Annotated in this window: 19 protein-coding genes; 5 read left to right on the forward strand and 14 right to left on the reverse strand. The window is 33.3% G+C overall.

What is annotated here, in order from left to right; all coding sequences use genetic code 11:
* Window positions 1–253 precede the first annotated feature (253 nt).
* Entirely contained in the window at window positions 254–3,064 is a 2,811-nt protein-coding gene (locus IPJ23_06995) for a hypothetical protein (protein ID MBK7630430.1), read from the reverse strand.
* Window positions 3,065–3,226: 162 nt separating this feature from the next.
* Here IPJ23_06995 and IPJ23_07000 point away from each other — a divergent pair, with 162 nt between their 5' ends.
* Window positions 3,227–5,824 carry a RecQ family ATP-dependent DNA helicase gene (locus tag IPJ23_07000; GenBank protein MBK7630431.1) on the forward strand — a complete coding sequence of 866 codons (2,598 nt, stop codon included), beginning with the start codon at window positions 3,227–3,229 and terminating at the stop codon, window positions 5,822–5,824.
* Here IPJ23_07000 and IPJ23_07005 read toward each other — a convergent pair.
* The 4 genes from IPJ23_07005 to gap all read right to left on the reverse strand — a co-directional run bounded on the left by IPJ23_07005 (window position 5,760) and on the right by gap (window position 9,400).
* A complete protein-coding gene (locus IPJ23_07005; GenBank protein MBK7630432.1) occupies window positions 5,760–6,128 on the reverse strand; it encodes a DUF4296 domain-containing protein in 369 nt (122 codons plus the stop codon). The two genes, IPJ23_07000 and IPJ23_07005, sit on opposite strands and share 65 nt — an antisense overlap.
* Window positions 6,125–7,060, reverse strand: a complete 936-nt coding sequence (locus IPJ23_07010) for a rhomboid family intramembrane serine protease (GenBank protein ID MBK7630433.1) — start codon at window positions 7,058–7,060, stop codon at window positions 6,125–6,127. Before IPJ23_07010 ends, IPJ23_07005 begins: the two co-directional genes overlap by 4 nt.
* A gap of 7 nt (window positions 7,061–7,067) precedes the next feature.
* Window positions 7,068–8,267: a phosphoglycerate kinase gene (locus IPJ23_07015; protein ID MBK7630434.1), complete on the reverse strand. Its 1,200-nt coding sequence runs from the start codon at window positions 8,265–8,267 to the stop codon at window positions 7,068–7,070.
* 74 nt (window positions 8,268–8,341) lie between these two features.
* A complete protein-coding gene (gene gap / locus IPJ23_07020; protein ID MBK7630435.1) occupies window positions 8,342–9,400 on the reverse strand; it encodes a type I glyceraldehyde-3-phosphate dehydrogenase in 1,059 nt (352 codons plus the stop codon).
* A 209-nt stretch (window positions 9,401–9,609) separates the two neighbouring features.
* Between gap and IPJ23_07025 the strand changes: the two genes are divergently transcribed.
* The gene (locus tag IPJ23_07025; protein ID MBK7630436.1) at window positions 9,610–10,116 is read left to right on the forward strand and encodes a ferritin; all 507 of its coding nucleotides are present in this window, start codon (window positions 9,610–9,612) and stop codon (window positions 10,114–10,116) included.
* Between the two features lie 51 nt (window positions 10,117–10,167).
* Here the strand turns inward: IPJ23_07025 and IPJ23_07030 are convergent, their stop codons facing one another.
* From IPJ23_07030 to ndhC, 7 genes are read right to left on the reverse strand one after another with little or no spacing between them, the layout of a single operon-like run.
* Entirely contained in the window at window positions 10,168–10,359 is a 192-nt protein-coding gene (locus IPJ23_07030) for a hypothetical protein (GenBank protein ID MBK7630437.1), read from the reverse strand.
* A gap of 12 nt (window positions 10,360–10,371) precedes the next feature.
* Window positions 10,372–11,694, reverse strand: coding sequence for an NADH-quinone oxidoreductase subunit NuoF (gene nuoF / locus IPJ23_07035; GenBank protein MBK7630438.1), 1,323 nt, complete (start codon window positions 11,692–11,694; stop codon window positions 10,372–10,374).
* A gap of 9 nt (window positions 11,695–11,703) precedes the next feature.
* Window positions 11,704–12,186 carry an NADH-quinone oxidoreductase subunit NuoE gene (nuoE, locus tag IPJ23_07040; GenBank protein ID MBK7630439.1) on the reverse strand — a complete coding sequence of 161 codons (483 nt, stop codon included), beginning with the start codon at window positions 12,184–12,186 and terminating at the stop codon, window positions 11,704–11,706.
* Window positions 12,186–13,436, reverse strand: a complete 1,251-nt coding sequence (gene nuoD, locus IPJ23_07045) for an NADH dehydrogenase (quinone) subunit D (GenBank protein ID MBK7630440.1) — start codon at window positions 13,434–13,436, stop codon at window positions 12,186–12,188. The genes nuoE and nuoD overlap by 1 nt, the downstream gene beginning before the upstream one ends.
* A 6-nt stretch (window positions 13,437–13,442) precedes the next feature.
* Window positions 13,443–13,931: an NADH-quinone oxidoreductase subunit C gene (locus IPJ23_07050; GenBank protein ID MBK7630441.1), complete on the reverse strand. Its 489-nt coding sequence runs from the start codon at window positions 13,929–13,931 to the stop codon at window positions 13,443–13,445.
* Between the two features lie 2 nt (window positions 13,932–13,933).
* Window positions 13,934–14,455 (reverse strand): NADH-quinone oxidoreductase subunit NuoB, encoded by a 522-nt coding sequence (nuoB, locus tag IPJ23_07055; GenBank protein MBK7630442.1) that lies wholly within the window; start codon window positions 14,453–14,455, stop codon window positions 13,934–13,936.
* Window positions 14,446–14,814: an NADH-quinone oxidoreductase subunit A gene (gene ndhC / locus IPJ23_07060; GenBank protein ID MBK7630443.1), complete on the reverse strand. Its 369-nt coding sequence runs from the start codon at window positions 14,812–14,814 to the stop codon at window positions 14,446–14,448. The genes nuoB and ndhC overlap by 10 nt, the downstream gene beginning before the upstream one ends.
* Window positions 14,815–15,001: 187 nt before the next feature.
* Between ndhC and IPJ23_07065 the strand changes: the two genes are divergently transcribed.
* The 3 genes from IPJ23_07065 to mdh all read left to right on the forward strand — a co-directional run bounded on the left by IPJ23_07065 (window position 15,002) and on the right by mdh (window position 18,501).
* Complete coding sequence (locus tag IPJ23_07065) at window positions 15,002–16,942, forward strand: hypothetical protein (GenBank protein MBK7630444.1); 1,941 nt, start codon at window positions 15,002–15,004, stop codon at window positions 16,940–16,942.
* 48 nt (window positions 16,943–16,990) lie between these two features.
* On the forward strand, window positions 16,991–17,401 hold the full coding sequence (locus tag IPJ23_07070) for an ATP-binding protein (GenBank protein ID MBK7630445.1): 411 nt from the start codon (window positions 16,991–16,993) through the stop codon (window positions 17,399–17,401).
* Window positions 17,402–17,535: 134 nt separating this feature from the next.
* Entirely contained in the window at window positions 17,536–18,501 is a 966-nt protein-coding gene (gene mdh, locus IPJ23_07075; GenBank protein MBK7630446.1) for a malate dehydrogenase, read from the forward strand.
* A 115-nt stretch (window positions 18,502–18,616) separates the two neighbouring features.
* On the opposite strand, the gene rpmA is transcribed toward mdh, so the two are convergent.
* Both rpmA and rplU read right to left on the reverse strand, forming a co-directional pair.
* On the reverse strand, window positions 18,617–18,874 hold the full coding sequence (gene rpmA / locus IPJ23_07080) for a 50S ribosomal protein L27 (protein MBK7630447.1): 258 nt from the start codon (window positions 18,872–18,874) through the stop codon (window positions 18,617–18,619).
* Between the two features lie 14 nt (window positions 18,875–18,888).
* Window positions 18,889–19,197 carry a 50S ribosomal protein L21 gene (rplU, locus tag IPJ23_07085; protein ID MBK7630448.1) on the reverse strand — a complete coding sequence of 103 codons (309 nt, stop codon included), beginning with the start codon at window positions 19,195–19,197 and terminating at the stop codon, window positions 18,889–18,891.
* Window positions 19,198–19,270: the final 73 nt, after the last annotated feature.

Below are 19,270 nucleotides of genomic sequence, written 5' to 3' on the forward strand. Positions count from 1 at the left end.
TAAAATATTTTTGGTGAGATTCAGTAGTTTTAAACTTATCATTATTTAAAGTAAAGATAAAATAAAACTGCATTTGATCGGATAAAATTCTTTTCCCTAGTTTCTTCATCTAAATACTTAAGTAAATCAATTTTTCATAGTCAAAATTAACAATAAAAAAGGGGCTGTCCAAAGGTGATTGATTATCAAAGAATTAATTCTTTAATCTTTTTCAATCAGACTTTTAACAGCCCCGATATTAGTTTCTATTACGCTATTTTAGCAATATCAACTTCTTCATTTCTTTATATATCATACTCTTGTTTTGATCTATTACCTCAAATGAATAAAAGTATATTCCTGATGCATAGTCTGTCCCATCCCATTTTACTGAGTAATTTCCAGCACTCTGCATTTCATTAACTATTTCTCCAATTGATTGACCTAAAGAATTATATATTCCTATTCTTACATTCGCCTCTACATTTAACCAGTATTTTACTGTTGTTACAGGGTTAAATGGATTTGGATAATTCTGTGATATTGATATTTCTGTTGGTATAAATTCTGCCTCTACTGCTATTACATTTGAGTATTCAAAGTCTCCATTATAATCTACTTGTTTCAATCTATAAAGTACTGTTCCATTATACGGTAAAAATGTAAAGTCATCTTCATAATAGTAGTTTCTGTACTCTGTTATTGTTCCTGCTCCTGCTACTATGTCTATCTTTTCCCATTCCTGATTCTTAAATTTTCTCTCTACTTCAAAATGACTGTTGTTTGTTTCTGTTGCCGTTTTCCAGTTAAGAACTATCTTTTTGTCTTCCTGATTTCCTGTAAATGATATTAACTCAACAGGAATAGTAAAATCTACAAATGCTTCATAAACTCCTCTGCCGTGCGTGCCGGCTCTCAGCATCTGATTCCCAGGTGAATAATCTAAATGCATAACAACTGTGTTAGGCATTCCCGTACTTATTTCGAACCAATTTGTTCCATCATTTTCTGTTAAGAATATTCCAATATCTGTTGCTACAAAAAATGTATTTGGATTACCAATGTTTCCTGTGTAAACAAACAGATCATTAGCTGGGGAATCTGGTAAATTACCACTTATAGATACCCACGTGCTGCCGCCATTTGTTGATTTATAAACTTTGTTTGTGCCAAATCCTGAGAATGTTAAGAAAACTAGGTTAGGATCTGTTGGATAAACCGATACTGATGTTATTGTTTTGTTTGGTAAACCAGATGTTACATTTGTCCACGTAGCACCTGCATCCGTTGATTTGAATACCTGGCTGCTTGATGTGGCGAACATTATTGATGGATTGGACTTACTGATCGCCATCTCTCTTACCGCGCTGCTGCCATTTACACTACCCGAAATAGCTGTCCAGCTTCCACCATTATCTGTTGATCGATATACACTTTGACGTGCTACATAAAAGGTTCCTGATGTGCTTGGATGGGCGAGTATCGGGGCTACCCATGCTACACTTTCGCCCGTATTAATTCCAGTTGTTGCATTCTGCCAACTTGAACCGCCATTAGCAGTACGCACTAATCCACCATTTTGTGATTCTCCAAGGATAAAATTAGAGTTGAATGGATTGAAACAAACTTCACCTCCATCACCCCCAAATGCGGCTGCCCAATTTAAAGTTGAATAAGTTTGCTGTGTACCGTTATCCTGAGTTCCGCCAAGTATTCTGCTTGGTGTGAACGGGCTTGCAGCTATTCTATAAAATTGTGTGAGTGTTAAGTTTTGATTATAGTTTGTAAATGCATCTCCATTATTTGTTGATCTATAAATTCCACCATCATTACACACAAAAAAAGTGTTTTCATCAGTTGGGTGGAAAAATAAATAATGCTGATCTACATGTACACTTCCGCCTGAGTAACCATTAGTTATATTAGTAAAATTTGTTCCATCAGTTGATCTGTAAACATCGATCGTGCCAACATAAACTTTGTTTGGGTTTTTTGGATTAACTCTTAAATACAAATCATACCAAGCCTGACCGCCTTGGGATTGAAATCCAGAAGTGGTTGTAAGTTGAGTCCAGCTAGCACCATTGTTTGTGGATTTATAAAGATTTACTGTACTGCTATAAACTGCGGCATACATATAAGCAGTGTTTGAGAGACACAAATCAAAATGTGTTCTTGTACCTGTTGCTAATCCTGTTCCAAAAGCAGAAAAAGTTGCTCCACCATCAACCGATCTTCGCAATCCACTGCTGCCTCCAACTGCAAAAGCTGTATCACCTGATGGAGTGAAAACCACATCATCAATTCTTCCGCTTAAAATCTGTGTCCAGTTTGTACCCGAGTTTGTGCTTCGATATAAGCCACTATTGCCAAGTGCTGCAAGAAGTTGGGTGTTGTTGTTTGGTCTTATCTTCAATCTTGAAAAATATGTTGAGCTTGGCAATCCTGTTGTAATATTTGCCCAAGTGCTTCCTGCATCTGTGGATTTTAGTAATCCTCTTCCATAATACGATGCACCGCTGTACGTAGCTTCTCCTGTCCCTGCATAAATAATATTTGTGTTTGTTGGATCAATTTCGATTGCACCCATAGATAAGGAGGCTTCCTGATCGGTTAACGGAACCCATGTAATTCCAGCATCGGTTGATTTCCAGACGCCTCCGTTCGCAGGTCCTACATAAATTATATTTGGATTTGTTGGATCAAATGCTCCAGTTACAATTCTACTTGAAATGTTTCCATAGTTAAAATAAGCTCCCGGTGTGGGACCAAGGCTTACCCAATTAAAAGTTGGAATATCAAAACTGTTATCAGCTGACGCTAATTGCTCATTAGTTTGCCTTAATAATAATTTTTGTTCATAAGCATTTTGGTATGCATTAACCGGAATGTTATCACCCGGGAACGAACGCTGTTCATAAAACCACCATTGACGCATAAATGATTTGCGTGCTTTTATTTCATCTGGTGCTTGAGTAAAAACACTTTGTGGCTTTAATATATCTGTGTACAGCTGCTGTGCCGGAACGAAAATTGAAAATGCCAAACTGCATAATATTAACAATTGAGTGTAGAGCTTTGTCATAATTACCTCTTTTTTTGATGATTAAATATACAACAGAAATCATTCCAACAAAGGACAGAATGAATAAATCTTTTTTAGTATTTTAATAAAGTATTTATGTAAATATTACTATCAAAAATAAAAATTACACCGCTTGTTACTTACTCAAATAAAAAGAAGTAAATGACCACTTTAGCTGCTTTATCTAAATATTTTGGTCATAAAGAATTTAGACCGGGACAACAAGAAATAATTGATGAAATTGTTCATGGTAACAATGTGCTTGCGGTACTACCAACAGGCGCTGGAAAATCAATTTGTTTTCAGATTCCCGCATTAATAAATGATAACTATTCAATAGTAATTTCACCATTAATCGCTTTGATGAAGGACCAAGTTGATGCTTTAAATAAATCAACTGAGATAGCAGCATTTATTAATAGCACTCAAAGTTTTAATGAGACTGAAAAGGTTCTACAAGAAATTCACTTTGGTAAATTAAAAATTGTTTATGTAGCGCCAGAACGTCTTGAAAGCCCTGAGTTTGCTGCAAGATTAAAAAATCTAAACCCCGAATTCCTTTTTATTGATGAAGCACATTGTATAAGTGAATGGGGCCACAATTTCCGTCCAAGTTATACAAAGTTAAAAGATTTTATTGAGTTTACAGGAATTAAAAAAATATCTGCATTTACTGCAACCGCTACCCCTGAAGTTGTAAAAGATATTGTCAAACAACTTGGGATGAAAAATGCAAAAGTCATCATTAAAGGTTTTGAACGTGATAATCTTTTTGTGAATGTTGAAATTACAAAACGAAAAAAAGAAAGATGTTTAGAACTCGTTCATCAGTTTAAATCGCCCGCCATTATATATACTTCATCACGCAAAAAAGCTGAAGAACTTTCCGAATATTTGAAACACAATAAAATAGAATGTGAATACTATCATGCTGGTCTCAATACTATCGTAAGAAAAAAAATACAGGAAGATTTTATTGAGGATAGACTACCAATTATTATCGCTACAAATGCATTCGGAATGGGAATTGATAAAAAAGATATTCGATTAGTAATTCATTTTAATACTACCGGATCGATCGAGAATTTTTATCAGGAAATTGGCCGCGCAGGCAGGGATGGTAAAAACTCTCATACTTTTCTTCTTTTTGAGGACTCTGATATTCACATTCACGAGTATTTTATTTCTAATTCCTATCCAACAAAAGAGCTTATAAAAAGCATATATAATGCAATTTGCGATTCAGCACAAATAGCAATTGGGATGAAATCCGATAAACAATTGCAGATTAATCTTGGATATATAAAACTTCATACTAAACAAGATATTTCTGCAGCAATCTTAAATTCTGCATTAAACTATTTAGAGAATGCTAGTTACATTAGTATCAACTCTGCCTACAAGTCCGTTGATAAGATAAAAATTCTTTTTACAGAAACTAGACTAAAAAGCTTTATTAAAAGTACATCAAATGAACTTATGCGTGATGTGTTATTTTATCTAATAAGAAATTATGGTAAAGGGATTTTTCATAATCTAACTGCTCTTAAATTAGATAATTTGAAATCAGAAACGGGATTAACAAAACAAGAAACAACTGAAACACTAATTAATCTAGAGTTCCTTGGAATTATTGAATTTTCAAAAGCAGATGGTAAAGAATCAATCTCATTGATTAAACCTCGAGTAAGAACAGAGGAATTAAAACTTAATTATAAGCTAATTAACGAGCTCTATATAAGTTCTAAACAGAAGCTAGATAAAATGGTGGATTTTGTTTACACAAACAATTGTAGGTTTAGTTATATCATAAAATATTTTGGTGAAGATGCAAGCGATTACAAATGTGGTAAATGTGACAATTGCCTTAAACAAAATGGAATTGCAGATGACTCTATAAAGTATATTAAAGAAAATATTGAAGATCTTTTAAATGAAGATTTAGCTGAGCTAAGCGAAAACCAAATTGCAGATATTCTACTTGGAAAAAGTAAAAACATCGAACACAAAAATTATCAGCATTTTAATTCATTGACTCAGTACAAAAAAGAAGATATTTCTTATGCAATTAGAATTTTGATAAGTGAAAATAAAATTCAGGAGAAATCGGCTGTAAGCAATAAACTTTATTATATTGTGCGGGATGATGAAAAGCAAGTGCCTGTTGTTGAACAGATTGGTAGTTTGAAAAGTGATTTCGATAAAAATATTGAGATGTACCATAGATTGCGCAAGGTGCGTGAAAAAGCATCTAAAAAATTCTTACAGTCTCCAAACATAATTTGTCCCGATGATTTATTAGCAAAAATATCACATCAAAAACCAAAGACTAAATCGGAGTTATTTAGTATCCCAGGTTTTAATGAAAGAATGTTTAATAAAGTTGGAAACGATTTTCTCGAAGTAATAAATTCATTTGGAAGTGTTAACGTGGATAAAAAAGGAATGGCTGCGATTATAATTCCACAAAACATTATTGAGACTCATAATCTGTTGCAGAAAAAATATTCACTTCAAGAAATTGCAAAGTTAAGAAAGCTAAATGAAGCAGTAATATCAATGCAGATAGAAACCATCATCAGTTATTTACCGGAGACAAATATTTCATCAATAATTACAACAGACAAGCTAAATTTGATAACTGAAAAATATAGGAAAGGAATTACGGGGTTAAAAGAATTAAAAGAAGTACTGCCTAAAGATCTTTCTTATCCTCAAATAAGGATCGCTTTGGCAAAGATTTCACATCAGTCTTTTTAGTTGGTTTTGGTTTCAAACTTTCGATATAAACTATTGTGCTATCAAAAAATTTCTGCCACTTTTCAGGATCATTATTGTAGTAACTAATTGTGGCATCATAATCTTTTTCATTTACTGTAAATTTTTCTAATACTTTTTGTTTAATTATAGTCTGCGCTAAAGAAGAAGTATCCTGCATAAAAATCATATCAACATAAATCTTTATAAACTTTTTCTCATCAATCGGTGATGATTTTTTACAGGATTGTAAAACAGTAGAAATGATTAAAAGGAAAAATATAAAAATTATCGAACCGTATTTCATTTCATTTTCTTACTTGCTTGAAATAAAATTTGTTTTTCTCTATCAGTTAGATTTTGATAACCCGACTGACTTATCTTATCTAATATTTTATCAATTTCAGCTTGTGTAACTTCAATATCATCTTTCCTATTTAAATCATAAAATTTTGCATCTTCAACATCACTTTTACTTTGTGAAGTATTGCTAAATGGATTTTTAAAGAAATCATTATTTGAACTTGATTTATAGAAATAAGATTTTTTAAAAACATTTTTTAGTGAAACATAGCTATTCTTATCAAACATTATATATAAAAATGCAAACAAAGCACCACCAAGATGTGCGAGATGCGCAACACCGCTTGACGCACTATCTATGGCTAAAAATTCAAACACTATTAAAAAACCTATTAAATACTTTGCCTTAACAGGAATTAAAAAGTATAAGAAGATTAAATTATCAGGGAAGAATAAAGCATAAGCAATTAAAACTCCGTAAACCGCACCTGAAGCCCCAATTGTTACTGCTTGTGCCCCACCCAACAATGGTGAAACAAACAAATGCAGTAAACCAGCACTAACACCAGCTAAAAGGTAGAAGAATAAAAACTTTTTTGAACCAAATATTTCTTCAATGCTTGCCCCAAACATCCATAAACCAAACATATTAAAAAATATGTGTGAAAAGCCTCCATGCATAAACTGGTAAGTAATTAATTGCCAAATCTGGAAATTAAAAGGTTGTCCATTGAAATCGTTTCCTGAAATAGGATTTAGAGCAAACCATTTGTTTACAACATACCAACCCGGAAATCCATCGAAGGTAATATTATCAAATAATAGTTGAGCGAAAAAAATTATTCCATTTATGATAAGTAAATTTTTAATGACTGGCGGAAATGAAAAAAATCTTCCACCAAAACCTCTTGGTTGATAATAATTACTCAAACTAATCCTTAATTTATTTTAAATCATTTAATGCGACAACACCGGGTAATGCTTTGCCTTCTAAAAATTCTAACGAAGCACCGCCACCGGTTGATACATGTGAAACTTTATCTTTTAATCCTGCTTTTGTGATGGCCGCAGCAGAATCGCCACCGCCGATAATAGTAATTGCACCTTTAGCTGTAACATCAGCTAAAACTTGGGCAATTGCGTTTGTACCAGTTGCGAAATTATCCATTTCAAAAACACCCATTGGTCCGTTCCAAACTATTGTTTTTGCATTTCTCAATTCATCAGAAAATAACTTTATTGTTTCAGGTCCAATATCCAATCCCATTTTATCGGATGGCATCGCATCTACACTTACAACTGATAATGGTGAATCATTATTAAATTCACTTGCAACTACTACATCAACAGGCAGCATGAATTTAATTCCTGATTTTTTTGCATTCTCTAAAACTTCTTTTGCAAGATCTATTTTTTCTGCCTCAAGTAATGAAGTTCCTATTTCTTTACCTTCTGCTTTGTAGAAAGTGTAAGCCATTCCACCGCCAACAATTAATGTATCAACTTTAGTAAGCAGATTATTTATAACATCTATCTTACCAGAAATTTTTGCTCCGCCTAAAATTGCTGTATATGGACGGTTAGGATTTGTAATTGCTCCACCAAGATAATCAAGTTCTTTCTGCATTAAATATCCAGCAGCAGAAATTTTTATAAACTTTGTTATACCTTCAGTTGATGCATGTGCTCGGTGTGCGCTACCGAATGCATCATTAATATAAACATCACCAAGCTCGGCTAATTGTTTTGCAAATGTTGGATCATTTTTTTCTTCTTCAGGATGAAAGCGAACATTTTCGAGAATTAAAATATCGCCATTATTCATTGCATCAACCATCGCTTTTGTTTCTGCTCCTATACAATCAGGCGCAAGTTTAACTTCTTTACCCAGTAGTTCACTTAATCGTTTTGCAGTTGGTTTTAAACTGTATTTAGGATTTGGTCCACCTTTTGGTCTTCCAAGATGACTCATTAAAATGGCTTTACCGCCCTCAGCAATAATTTTCTTTATTGTTGGTAGTGATTCCGTTATTCTGTTATCATCAGTAATATTTAAATTTTCATCTAGTGGAACATTAAAATCAACACGAACTAAAACGCGTCTACCTTTAAGTTCTACTTTATCAATTGATAGCTTATTCATTTTTCTTCCCTGAAATAATTATTTTAATTAATATTAAAAAGGCGATCCAAAAAAGATCGCCTTAAAGTGATCAATTACATTTTTATTAATTTTATTAATAAATCAACACATCTGTTAGAATAACCCCATTCATTATCATACCAGCTAACAACTTTAAAGAATCTTTTTTCATCTTTAAAATTGTTTTGTAATGTGGCTAATGAATCATAAATAGATGAGCGTTCATCATGATTAAAATCTGTTGAAACAAGTTCTTCATCACAATAGCCAAGAATATCTTTCAAATAAGTTTCTGACGCTTTTTTAAGCAAGCCATCAATTTCTTTTATTGAGGTATCTTTTGCTGCTCTAAATGTTAAATCTACAACAGAAACATTTGCAGTTGGTACACGGAATGACATTCCTGTTAGTTTACCTTTTACAGAAGGCAAAACTTCGCCAACAGCTTTTGCTGCGCCTGTGCTTGATGGAATAATATTAACTGCAGCAGCTCTTCCGCCTCTCCAATCTTTTTTAGATGGACCATCAACAGTTTTTTGTGTTGCTGTATATGAATGGATTGTAGTCATAATTCCAACTTCAACTCCAATTCCCTCTTTCAATAAAACGTGAACAACAGGTGCCAAACAGTTTGTGGTACAAGAAGCGTTAGAAATTATTGTGTGTTCTGGTTTTAATTCATTATCATTAACGCCCATAACAACTGTTTTAACATCGCCTTTTCCCGGAGCTGAAATGATTACCTTTTTTGCACCAGCAGCAATGTGCCCTTTTGCTTTTTCAGAATCAGTAAAAAGTCCTGTTGATTCGATTACATATTCAACACCAAGTTCTTTCCATGGTAATTGTGAAGGATCTTTTGAAGCGATAATACATTTTGTTTCTTCGCCATCAATAACAAGAACATCATCATGCTCTAAATCAGCCTTACTTTTCTTTGATGTGATTTCCCCGTTAAAAATACCGTGAACAGAATCATATTTAAGTTGGTATGCAAAATATTTGGCGTCATTAGTTACATCAACAAGAGCAACTATATCCACCTCTTTGCCTAAAACTTTTTTATCTGCCATTGCACGTAAGACGAGTCTTCCAATTCTTCCAAACCCGTTAATAGCTACTTTAACTGCCATTTTTATAACTCCTTTAAATGAATTTAATCTTTATAATAAGCCCTGACAAAATTACTCAAAGGGTGTTTTATTATCAATTCAATTTTATGTTAATTATGTGCACTTTAACACAGTTTTTAGAACAAAATAATTCAGTTAGGGAGAGTTTTTGAACTAAATAAACTATATTTGAGTTATAAAATTAAACAGAATAAAATATAGAGGTTATTATGATATCAGCTAAAATGCAAAAAGCTTTAAACACACATCTAAACGAAGAATTCTATTCTTCATATTTATATCTTTCAATGGCAGCATATTTTGAAGCTAAGAACTTAAAAGGATTTGCAAACTGGATGAGACTTCAATCCGCAGAAGAACAATTGCATGGAATGAAATTTTTTAATTTTATTTTACAAAAAGGTGGTAAAGTTACATTAACACAGATCGCTGATCCAAAAGTCGAGTGGAAATCGATATCTGAAGTATTCTCCGATACTTTAAAGCATGAGCAAAAAATTTCAGGATTAATTAATAAACTTGTGGATGTTGCAATGATAGAAAAAGACTATTCAACAAATACTTTCCTACAATGGTTTGTTACTGAACAAGTGGAAGAAGAAGCAAATGTGGAAGAAATAATCCAAAAGATCGAAATGATTGGTGATAATAAAAGTGGTTTGTATATGCTTGATAATGAGCTTGGAACAAGAGCTGCTGCACCCGCTAGTGCATAAGTATCAGCTAATATTAAAATTAATCCTCTCAAATTTGAGAGGATTTTTTAATTATACAAAAATATATGTGACTACACCTAGCAAAATTAATAATATAAATATTCCAAATATCTCAATCTTTAAATCCCCTCCATCTTTCATATATTCTTTAGGATACTTTCCACCTGAAAAGAATTTTAAAGAAAAATATCCAACATTATAACCAACGAACACAAGTACAATTTCGGCTAAAAAATCAACCATAAACTTGTTTATTTAATTTTTTACTTCAGCCAAAGGAAATTCTGTATGCCTCATTGAATGAACTTTGTTTGCAACTTTTAGATTAACTTCTTTACTCACTCTTGCTTCAAAATAATCTCTGAATCTTGTTACCATAAATCTTACTGGCCAGGCAGCAGCTTCACCAAGAGCACAAATTGTGTTTCCTTCAATCTGGTTTGCAACAGTAATTAATAAGTCAATATCACTTACAGAACCATTTCCAGCAAGGATTCTTTTAAGGATTTTTTCAAGCCAACCTGTTCCCTCTCTACAAGGGGTACATTGTCCGCAACTTTCGTGATGATAAAAATGAGAAATGCGAGCTAAAACTTTTACAAGATCAGTATCTTCATCCATAACCATAATACCGCCAGTTCCGATCGCAGAGCCTGCAGCTTTAAGAGATTCTGCATCCATTTTTACGCCTTCGAGTTGGTCACCGCGTAATGGAGGCATTGAAGACCCGCCGGGAATTACACATAGAATATCTTTATTGCCTGGAACACCGCCAGCATAATTATAAATAATATCTGTAAGCAAAGTACCGGAAGGTAATTCATAAACTCCTGGTTTGTTAACATGACCGCTAACACCAAATAAAATTGTTCCCGGATGTTTTGGTTCACCAATTTTTGAAAACCAATCCCAACCTTTAGAAATTATAGGAGGAATGTTAGTAATGGTTTCAACATTGTTAATTGTGGTTGGACATCCCCATAAACCATTTTGTGCAGGAAATGGAGGTTTGACCCTTGGATAACCGCGCTTACCTTCTAGAGAATTCATCAAAGAAGATTCCTCGCCGCAGATATAAGCGCCAGCACCTTTATGAACATAAATGTTACAAAAGAAATCCGTACCAAATTTTTCTTTCATAGCTTCACCAACATAACCAGCAGCATAAGCATCATCTAATGCTTTTTGCATAAGCTTTACCCATTTGTGGTATTCGCCACGAATGTAGATGTATGCAACTTTAGCACCAATTGCGTATGCAGTTATCAGAATTCCTTCAATAAGTTGATGTGGATTATATTCAAAAATTTGTCTGTCTTTAAAAGAGCCTGGTTCTGATTCATCGCCGTTTATACAAAGATATTTTGGTTTATCGGTAGTCTTTGGCATAAAGCTCCACTTCAATCCAGCAGAGAATGCAGCACCGCCTCTACCACGTAAACCAGATTTTTTTACTTGATCAATTACTTCATCAGAAGTTTGTGCAAAGGCTTTTTTAGCAGCACTAAATCCGCCATTCTCAATATACACATCAAGAATGTGAATATTTTCTATATCAGGTAAAACAATTTTTTCCATTTAATCAGACTACTTTAAGGAATTGATAATTTCTTCTACTTTTTCTTTAGTAAGATTTTCATAATAATCTTCATTAACAGCTATCATAGGCGCTGTCCCGCAACTTCCCATACATTCAACTTCTTCAAGAGAAAATTTTTGGTCTGCCGATACACCCATATTATCCAGGCCAAGTTTTTCCTTTACTTGATTCCAAATCTCATAACCTCCGCGAAGCATGCAAGAAACATTTGTGCAAACCTGAATGTGATGTTTGCCCATAGGTTTTTGAAAGTACATCGTATAAAAAGTTACAACACCAAGCACATCTTCGGAAGTCATTTCCAAAATCGTAGCAACTTCTTTGATTACTTCATTTGAGATATATCCATTTTGTTCCTGCGCAATATAGAGCGTTGCCATAACTGCAGGTTTTTTTTCTGGATATTTTGCTATCTCTTTATTTATTCGTTCGATGTTTTCTGGTGAAAATTTGAATTCGCTGTTACTCATTATTTATCTGCCTCTCCCATTATCGGATCGATACTTCCAATAATTGCAACAACATCAGATACCATATGACCTTTAACTAAATGTGGTAAAGATTGAATGTGAATAAACGAGGGCGAGCGGATTTTACATTTCCATGGATGCCCTTCGCCTTTACTTACGATATAAAAACCAAGTTCGCCTTTTGATCCTTCGATAGCATGATAAACTTCTCCCACCGGCGGATTGATACCAAAATTTACAATCATAAAATCGTGAATAAGTTCTTCCATTTTTGAATATACTTCTACTTTTTGTGGAAGAACAGATTTAGGAAGATTCGCTTTAATTTCACCTTTAGGCATTAATTGCAAACATTGCTTTACAATCTTTGCACTTTCTCTAACTTCATCAGCACGCACAAAATAACGGGCTAATGAATCACCTTCTGTAAAAGTTGGAATTCTAAAATCAACTTTATCGTATTGTAAATATGGAGTAGCTCTTCTTAAATCAAACCCAACTCCACTTGCTCTTAAATTTGGGCCAGTGAAACCATAACTTAAGGCATCTTCTTTAGATATAACTCCAACGCCATCAAGTCGTTCAATAAAAATTCTGTTTGTATTTAGTAAACTTTCACACTCAGAAAGATTTGCATCAATCTCATCAATAAACTTTTCAACTAATGCTAATGCTTCAGGCTGAGCATCATTTGCCACACCGCCAATACGAGTATAACTGTTTGTAAATCTTGCGCCGCACAAAATATCCCAAATATCCATTATCTTTTCACGTTCGCGCAATGTCCAAAGAAAAACAGTTAATGCGCCAACATCCATCGCAAAAGAACCAATTGCAACAAGGTGTGATGCGATTCTTGCAAGTTCAGCAATAATCATTCTGATGTATTGTGCACGAACAGGGACTTCAATTCCAGCTAACTTTTCTACTGCAAGAACCCACGCAACGTTATTTGCAGTTGGCGAAATATAATCAAGGCGATCAGTATGAGGAATGAATTCAAAATAACTCATGTTCTCAGCCATCTTTTCGTATCCACGATGTAAATATCCAACATCGGGAACACAACCAATAACTGTTTCACCATCAAGTCTTAATAATAATCTTAACACACCATGGGTTGCAGGATGTTGAGGACCCATATTTAGGATCATCTCATTTTCAAGAGCATCCTCAATCGTTACGTCAGTATCCTCTAATAATCTTTGAAGAATTTTAGGATGAACGTCGTCTTTTGTTAATCTATCCATAAATTTTTATTTCTTTGGTAATGGTAGTGAACCCGGAATGCCTAATAATGGAAAATCTTTTCTAAGTGGATGATATTCAAATTCTTCCGGCATGTAAATTCTGCGTAAATCTGGATGAGCATTAAATTTAATTCCGTACATATCAAATACTTCTCGCTCCTGCCAGTTGGATGTTTTCCAAACTGAAGAAACTGTATCAATATTGCAATCATTTTCATCTACATCTGCTTTAAGAACTAAGCGAAAACTATTTTTTATAGAAAAGATATGATAAACAACAGTAAATCTGTTTTTTCTTTTTGCCCAATCTACAGCGGTTATATCTTCACAAAGTAAAAATTCTAATTCGGGATCTTCTTTTAGAAATTTACAGACTGGATTGATAAATTTTTTGTTGAGCTTAACAGAAAGTTCATACCTGAATTCTGAAAATTCAAGCTCAGCATCAACAAAATTATCATTTAACTTTTGTGAGATTAATTCTTTTAATTCCATAATCAATTATTCTGGATTACATTCAATTCTGGTAATTTTAAATTTTGAAAATCTCTTGCACGCGTTCTTCCAATTTTATTTTGAATCTGAATTAAAGCGTTTAAAAGATTATCCGGACGAGGAGGACAGCCTGCAACATAAACATCAACCGGCAAAAACTGGTCTATTCCCTGTACAACGGAATATGAACGATACATTCCACCTGTTGATGTACAAGCACCCATTGCAATCACCCATTTAGGGTCAGGCATTTGATCATAAATTTTCTTAACTACGTGAGACATTTTGTAGGTTACAGTTCCGGCAACAATCATTAGATCACATTGGCGTGGAGTAAAACGCATAACTTCGGAACCAAATCTTGCAATATCATATTTTGGATCAGCGGAAGCCATCATTTCAATTGCACAGCAGGAAATTCCCATTGGCATTGGATAAACAGAATTCTTTCTGGCCCAAGCGACTACCGCATCAAGCTGAGTTACTAAAAAACCATCGCTATTTAATTTTGCTTCTAATCCCATTTGAAACCACCTTTTTTATAAACATACAAATAACCAAGCTCAAGCACGATTAAAAATATTAACATAGAATAGAAGACAGAAATTCCAAATTCACTAAATAATCTTTTAAATTGAACAGCCCACGGATAGACAAATATCACTTCCAAATCAAAAACTATAAAAAGCATTGCCACTAGGTAATATTTTAGTGAGATTCTTTCGTGGGTTGTGCCAACCGGCTTCATTCCGCTTTCGTACGTGGAATTTTTTTCTTTGTTTGGTCGTTGCGGACCAAATATTACAGAAGACATAACCGTTGCAAACGCGAAAACAACTCCGATTGCAAGAACAATTAATACTGGTATGTAGGTTTCAATCATCTTTTTTATCTAAAAATTGTTATGAAAGTTATCCAAAAAGTTGCTGATTGTCAATTTAAACTCCCGTTCTCTTTTACAGAATTTCAAGCTAACGGATCAAAAAATCTACCAAAAACTTAAGTGGTTTATTGTTGTCATAAACATTATAATTGCCAAAGAATTCTGAACAAAAGTGAATGAATAATTTTTGAAACTTGTTAAAATAAAATCTAATAAAAGTCGTTTACTCATCTTTTTTCTAATTGCATTAATTATTCTTTTTGTAAACCCAATTTCTCACACTCAAACACGCGTCGATAGCCTTGAATTTTCAGGAAGATTACCAACATTTAATTTATTCAATACTTCATTCGATAAACAATTAAATACATTTCACCTAAACACTCAATTACAATTGTATAGTAATTTTGATAAAATAATTATTCATCTCAATGAAAATTTTGGTTCTACTTTTATTCGCAATGAAACAAAAAATACCAGAGACGAGCAGCATTTTAATCTTACTTCAAAATATTTATTTAATAACGATATTTCGTTTGGAGTAACTGGCAGTAGTTCACTTTTGTCAGATAATCGTTCATTAGGGATAAATGAATCTGCTGTAAATTTAGCTGCAGTTTTTAGCGAACTGAAACCAGATAAAAATATCAGATTAACTCCTTTTGTGGGCTATTCTAGCAATAGACAAATTGGGATAACTGATAATGGAAACTTATATGGGATTGAGGGCAGTTTGGATAATCTTGCCTTTTCTGATCTAGAAATTAATTCTGAATTTCGTTTTAGAAATGAGGATATAATTCCGCGTAGAAATCTGATACGATACTATGCCTTGTCTGTGGATAATATTTTTGAAAGAAATATTTCCAATTCAATTAAAACATCTTTTTCACAAAATAGGAAGGATTTTTATTTTGAAGCTGATTCTCTTACTTCTTTAAAGTATAATATCAACAACAACATCCAAAGCAGAATAGAAACGGCTTACCAAATATTTGATAGACTTTCTTATGACAATTTTCTTGAAATTTTTTCGCTCGATCTTTCTGGTGGAATAAGTTGGAGAAATATTGAGCGTGAAAATCGTTATAAAACTGCAGAACTATTAAACAATGTTTTATACGATACAAAAATTGATGAGTTAAAACTGGAAATTGATGCTGTTACACGGTACTCGTCCAGATCGTTTGATGGAATAATTAGATTTAACTTTTACGAAAGGGATGAAAAACACATTGTAAATAGATTTGATGGTTTTCCGGAAACTATTTATGAAGTAAAATCAGAACTTGAAGAGCAGAAAAATAATAATTCCAGCCGCGCAACACTCTCGCTGCTTGGCAACTATAAAATATCCCAAACCGATCTTTTTACTTTTAGTCTATATCAAAGCAAATTAATTTATGATACAAAAAGTATCTCAAATGATGATGACAGAGATGAGTTGCTTTCAATAGTCAGATTTAGATATTCAAAATTTTTTACTTCTTATTTCACAGGATTTATAAATGCCGAAGCCACATTTGGACATACTGTTTACTTGTTTGCAAGCCGAAGTTCTAACAATAATCAAAACAGAATTATTAGGTTACGTACAGGTGGCGAATATATGGGAAGCGTTATAAAATCTTTCAACAGTTTTGAAGTCTCTGCAAATTATACTGTTTATGATTTTGAAGATATCACAACTAATTATCAAAGCTATGCATTTCGGCAATTTACTGCTATCGATTCTACTTCAATACAATTAACGAAAGCTGTTTCGCTATTTACATATGGATATATAAAGCTTTCTGAGATTGGGGATTTTAAGTGGGATAATTTTACAGCCAGACCAACAAGATTTTTAGAAGAGATTTATATTGAACCGCGATTTATCTTAAATTATCAACGAACGCTTTTTTCAGTTGGATTAAGATTGTTTTTATTAAATACTTATTCGTTTGAGAAAAATATTAAAACTCTATCCACCGAATACCTAAGCTTAGGACCAATTGCCTTAATTGATGTAGTTGCCTGGAAAAATCTAAATGTAATATTAAAAGGTTATTATGAGTTCATTACAAATACAAATAATCCTGAAAAACAACAAGCAAGTTTGTTAATGCAAGTTAATTGGAAATTTTAACCGAAACCAATATATTCACACCACTTAATTAATAATAAATTAACCAAATTGACAGAACCAAGATATTATTTAGAAATTGAGAGTACTCCTAATAATCTTATAACTGTAGAAGAATTTGTAAATTTTTTTTCTGTAGAGTTAGGTTTAGATCAGGAAAAAATTAATGGATTGCTTTTAGCCGTAACTGAAGCCACTACAAACGCTATCATTCATGGTAACAAAAACAATAAACTTAAAATGGTTCGCATTTCTGTTTTTGTTGATGGCAATGATATTACAATAATTATTAAAGACGAAGGTAAAGGCTTTGATCCTTCTATCATTCCTGATCCAACCGATCCTGAAAATTTACTCAAAGATTCCGGACGTGGATTATATTTAATGCGTGTTTATATGGATGGATTAAGCTACAATCAAACACCTGAAGGAACTGAGACAATTCTGAAGCTTAAAAAGTAACTGTACGAGATTTAGAATTTATTTTCATAATCACCCCAATAAACCAATTCCCCGCTTTTATTTTTTTTGCATCTACTTAGCGTCTTATCTATTTTTATACAGATGATATTCACAATTTTATAAAGGAGCTAATTATGGCACGTAAAAAAATTGCGCTAATCGGTGGTGGACAAATTGGCGGAGTTCTTGCTCAGCTTATCGCATTAAGACAACTTGGTGATGTTGTTCTTTTTGATATAGTTGAAGATTTGCCTCAGGGTAAAACACTTGATATCGCAGAGGCATCTCGAGTAGATGGATTTGATTCATCTGTAAAAGGTACAAACGATTACAAAGATATTGAAGGTTCTGATCTTGTAATCATTACAGCAGGCTTGCCACGTAAACCCGGGATGAGCCGTGATGATTTACTTGTTACTAATGCAAAGATTATGCAGACAGTTGCAGAGAATGTTAAGAAGTTTGCACCTAATTCTATTGTAATTATTATCTCCAATCCATTGGATGCAATGGTTACTCTTTTCAAAAAGATTACCGGATTCCCAGCCAATAAAGTAATGGGTCAAGCCGGAGTCTTAGATTCGTCAAGATTTTCTTCTTTTATAGCGTGGGAACTTGGCGTTTCTGTAAAAGATGTTAACGCAATGGTTCTTGGCGGTCACGGTGATACTATGGTTCCTATTGTAAGATATGCAAACGTAAATGGAATACCTGTAATGGAATTGCTTGAGAAAAAATACGATGATAAAACTAAAGCGGCTGAAGTAATGAAAGCAATGGTTGAAAGAACAAAAGCTGCCGGCGGTGAAGTTGTTAAATTATTAAAAACTGGTTCAGCATTTTATTCCCCTGCTTCATCAGCAATTGCAATGGCAGAAGCAATTATATATGATGAAAAACGCGTGCTGCCTGTTTGCGCATTGTTAAATGGGCAATTTGGTATTGATGGTTATTACGTTGGTGTTCCTGCTGTGCTTGGAGAAAACGGCGTTGAAAAAATTATTGAATTCGATCTTAATGCAGAAGAAAAAGCTTTATTAGATAATTCAACAAAAGCAGTAAAAGAACTCGTTGCAGATATGGAAAGATTAGGGTTCTAAAATTAATTTTTATTCTATAAGGCGATTCTTTTGAATCGCCTTTTTTATATTATTTAAAACATAAAACCCGATCCAAGCATGGATCGGGTTTTTTAATATCTAAGTTTAATAAAAATTAATTAACTGGGTAAACACTAACAAACTGTCTATCGCCACGTTTTGTTTCAAATTTTACAATTCCATCAGCAACTGCAAAAAGAGTATCATCACTTCCAATTTTTACGTTTGTTCCCGGATGAAACTTTGTTCCTCTTTGTCTTACAATAATGTTACCGGCAAGAACATTTTCACCGCCAAATCTTTTAACACCAAGACGCTGCGCATTACTATCTCTACCGTTACGTGATGAACCTTGACCTTTTTTATGTGCCATTATTAAATCTCCTTTTATCCTATCTGGGTAACTTCAATTCTTGTTAACTGCTGTCTGTGTCCGTTTTGTTTTCTATAGCCTTTTCTTCTTTTCTTTTTGAAGACTATAACTTTATCATCTTTTAAATGCGAAAGAACTTTTGCAGTAACTTTTGCACCTTTAATAACCGGGCTACCGACTTTTGTTTCTTTACCATCGCTTAATAATAAAACCTGATCGAAAGTAATTTCTGATTCCGGTTCCTGATTCAAACGTGGTACGTAATATTTTGTATTTTCGGATACTTTAAACTGCTGTCCTAAAATATCAACAACTGCAAACATTTTTTCCTCATAAATTCTAATTTGAGCGCGTAAATCTAATAAAACAAAGGATTTATGTCAAACTTTTTGGCAT

The sequence above is a fragment of the Ignavibacteriales bacterium genome (genome assembly GCA_016709765.1).
Lineage (GTDB): Bacteria > Bacteroidota > Ignavibacteria > Ignavibacteriales > Ignavibacteriaceae > IGN3.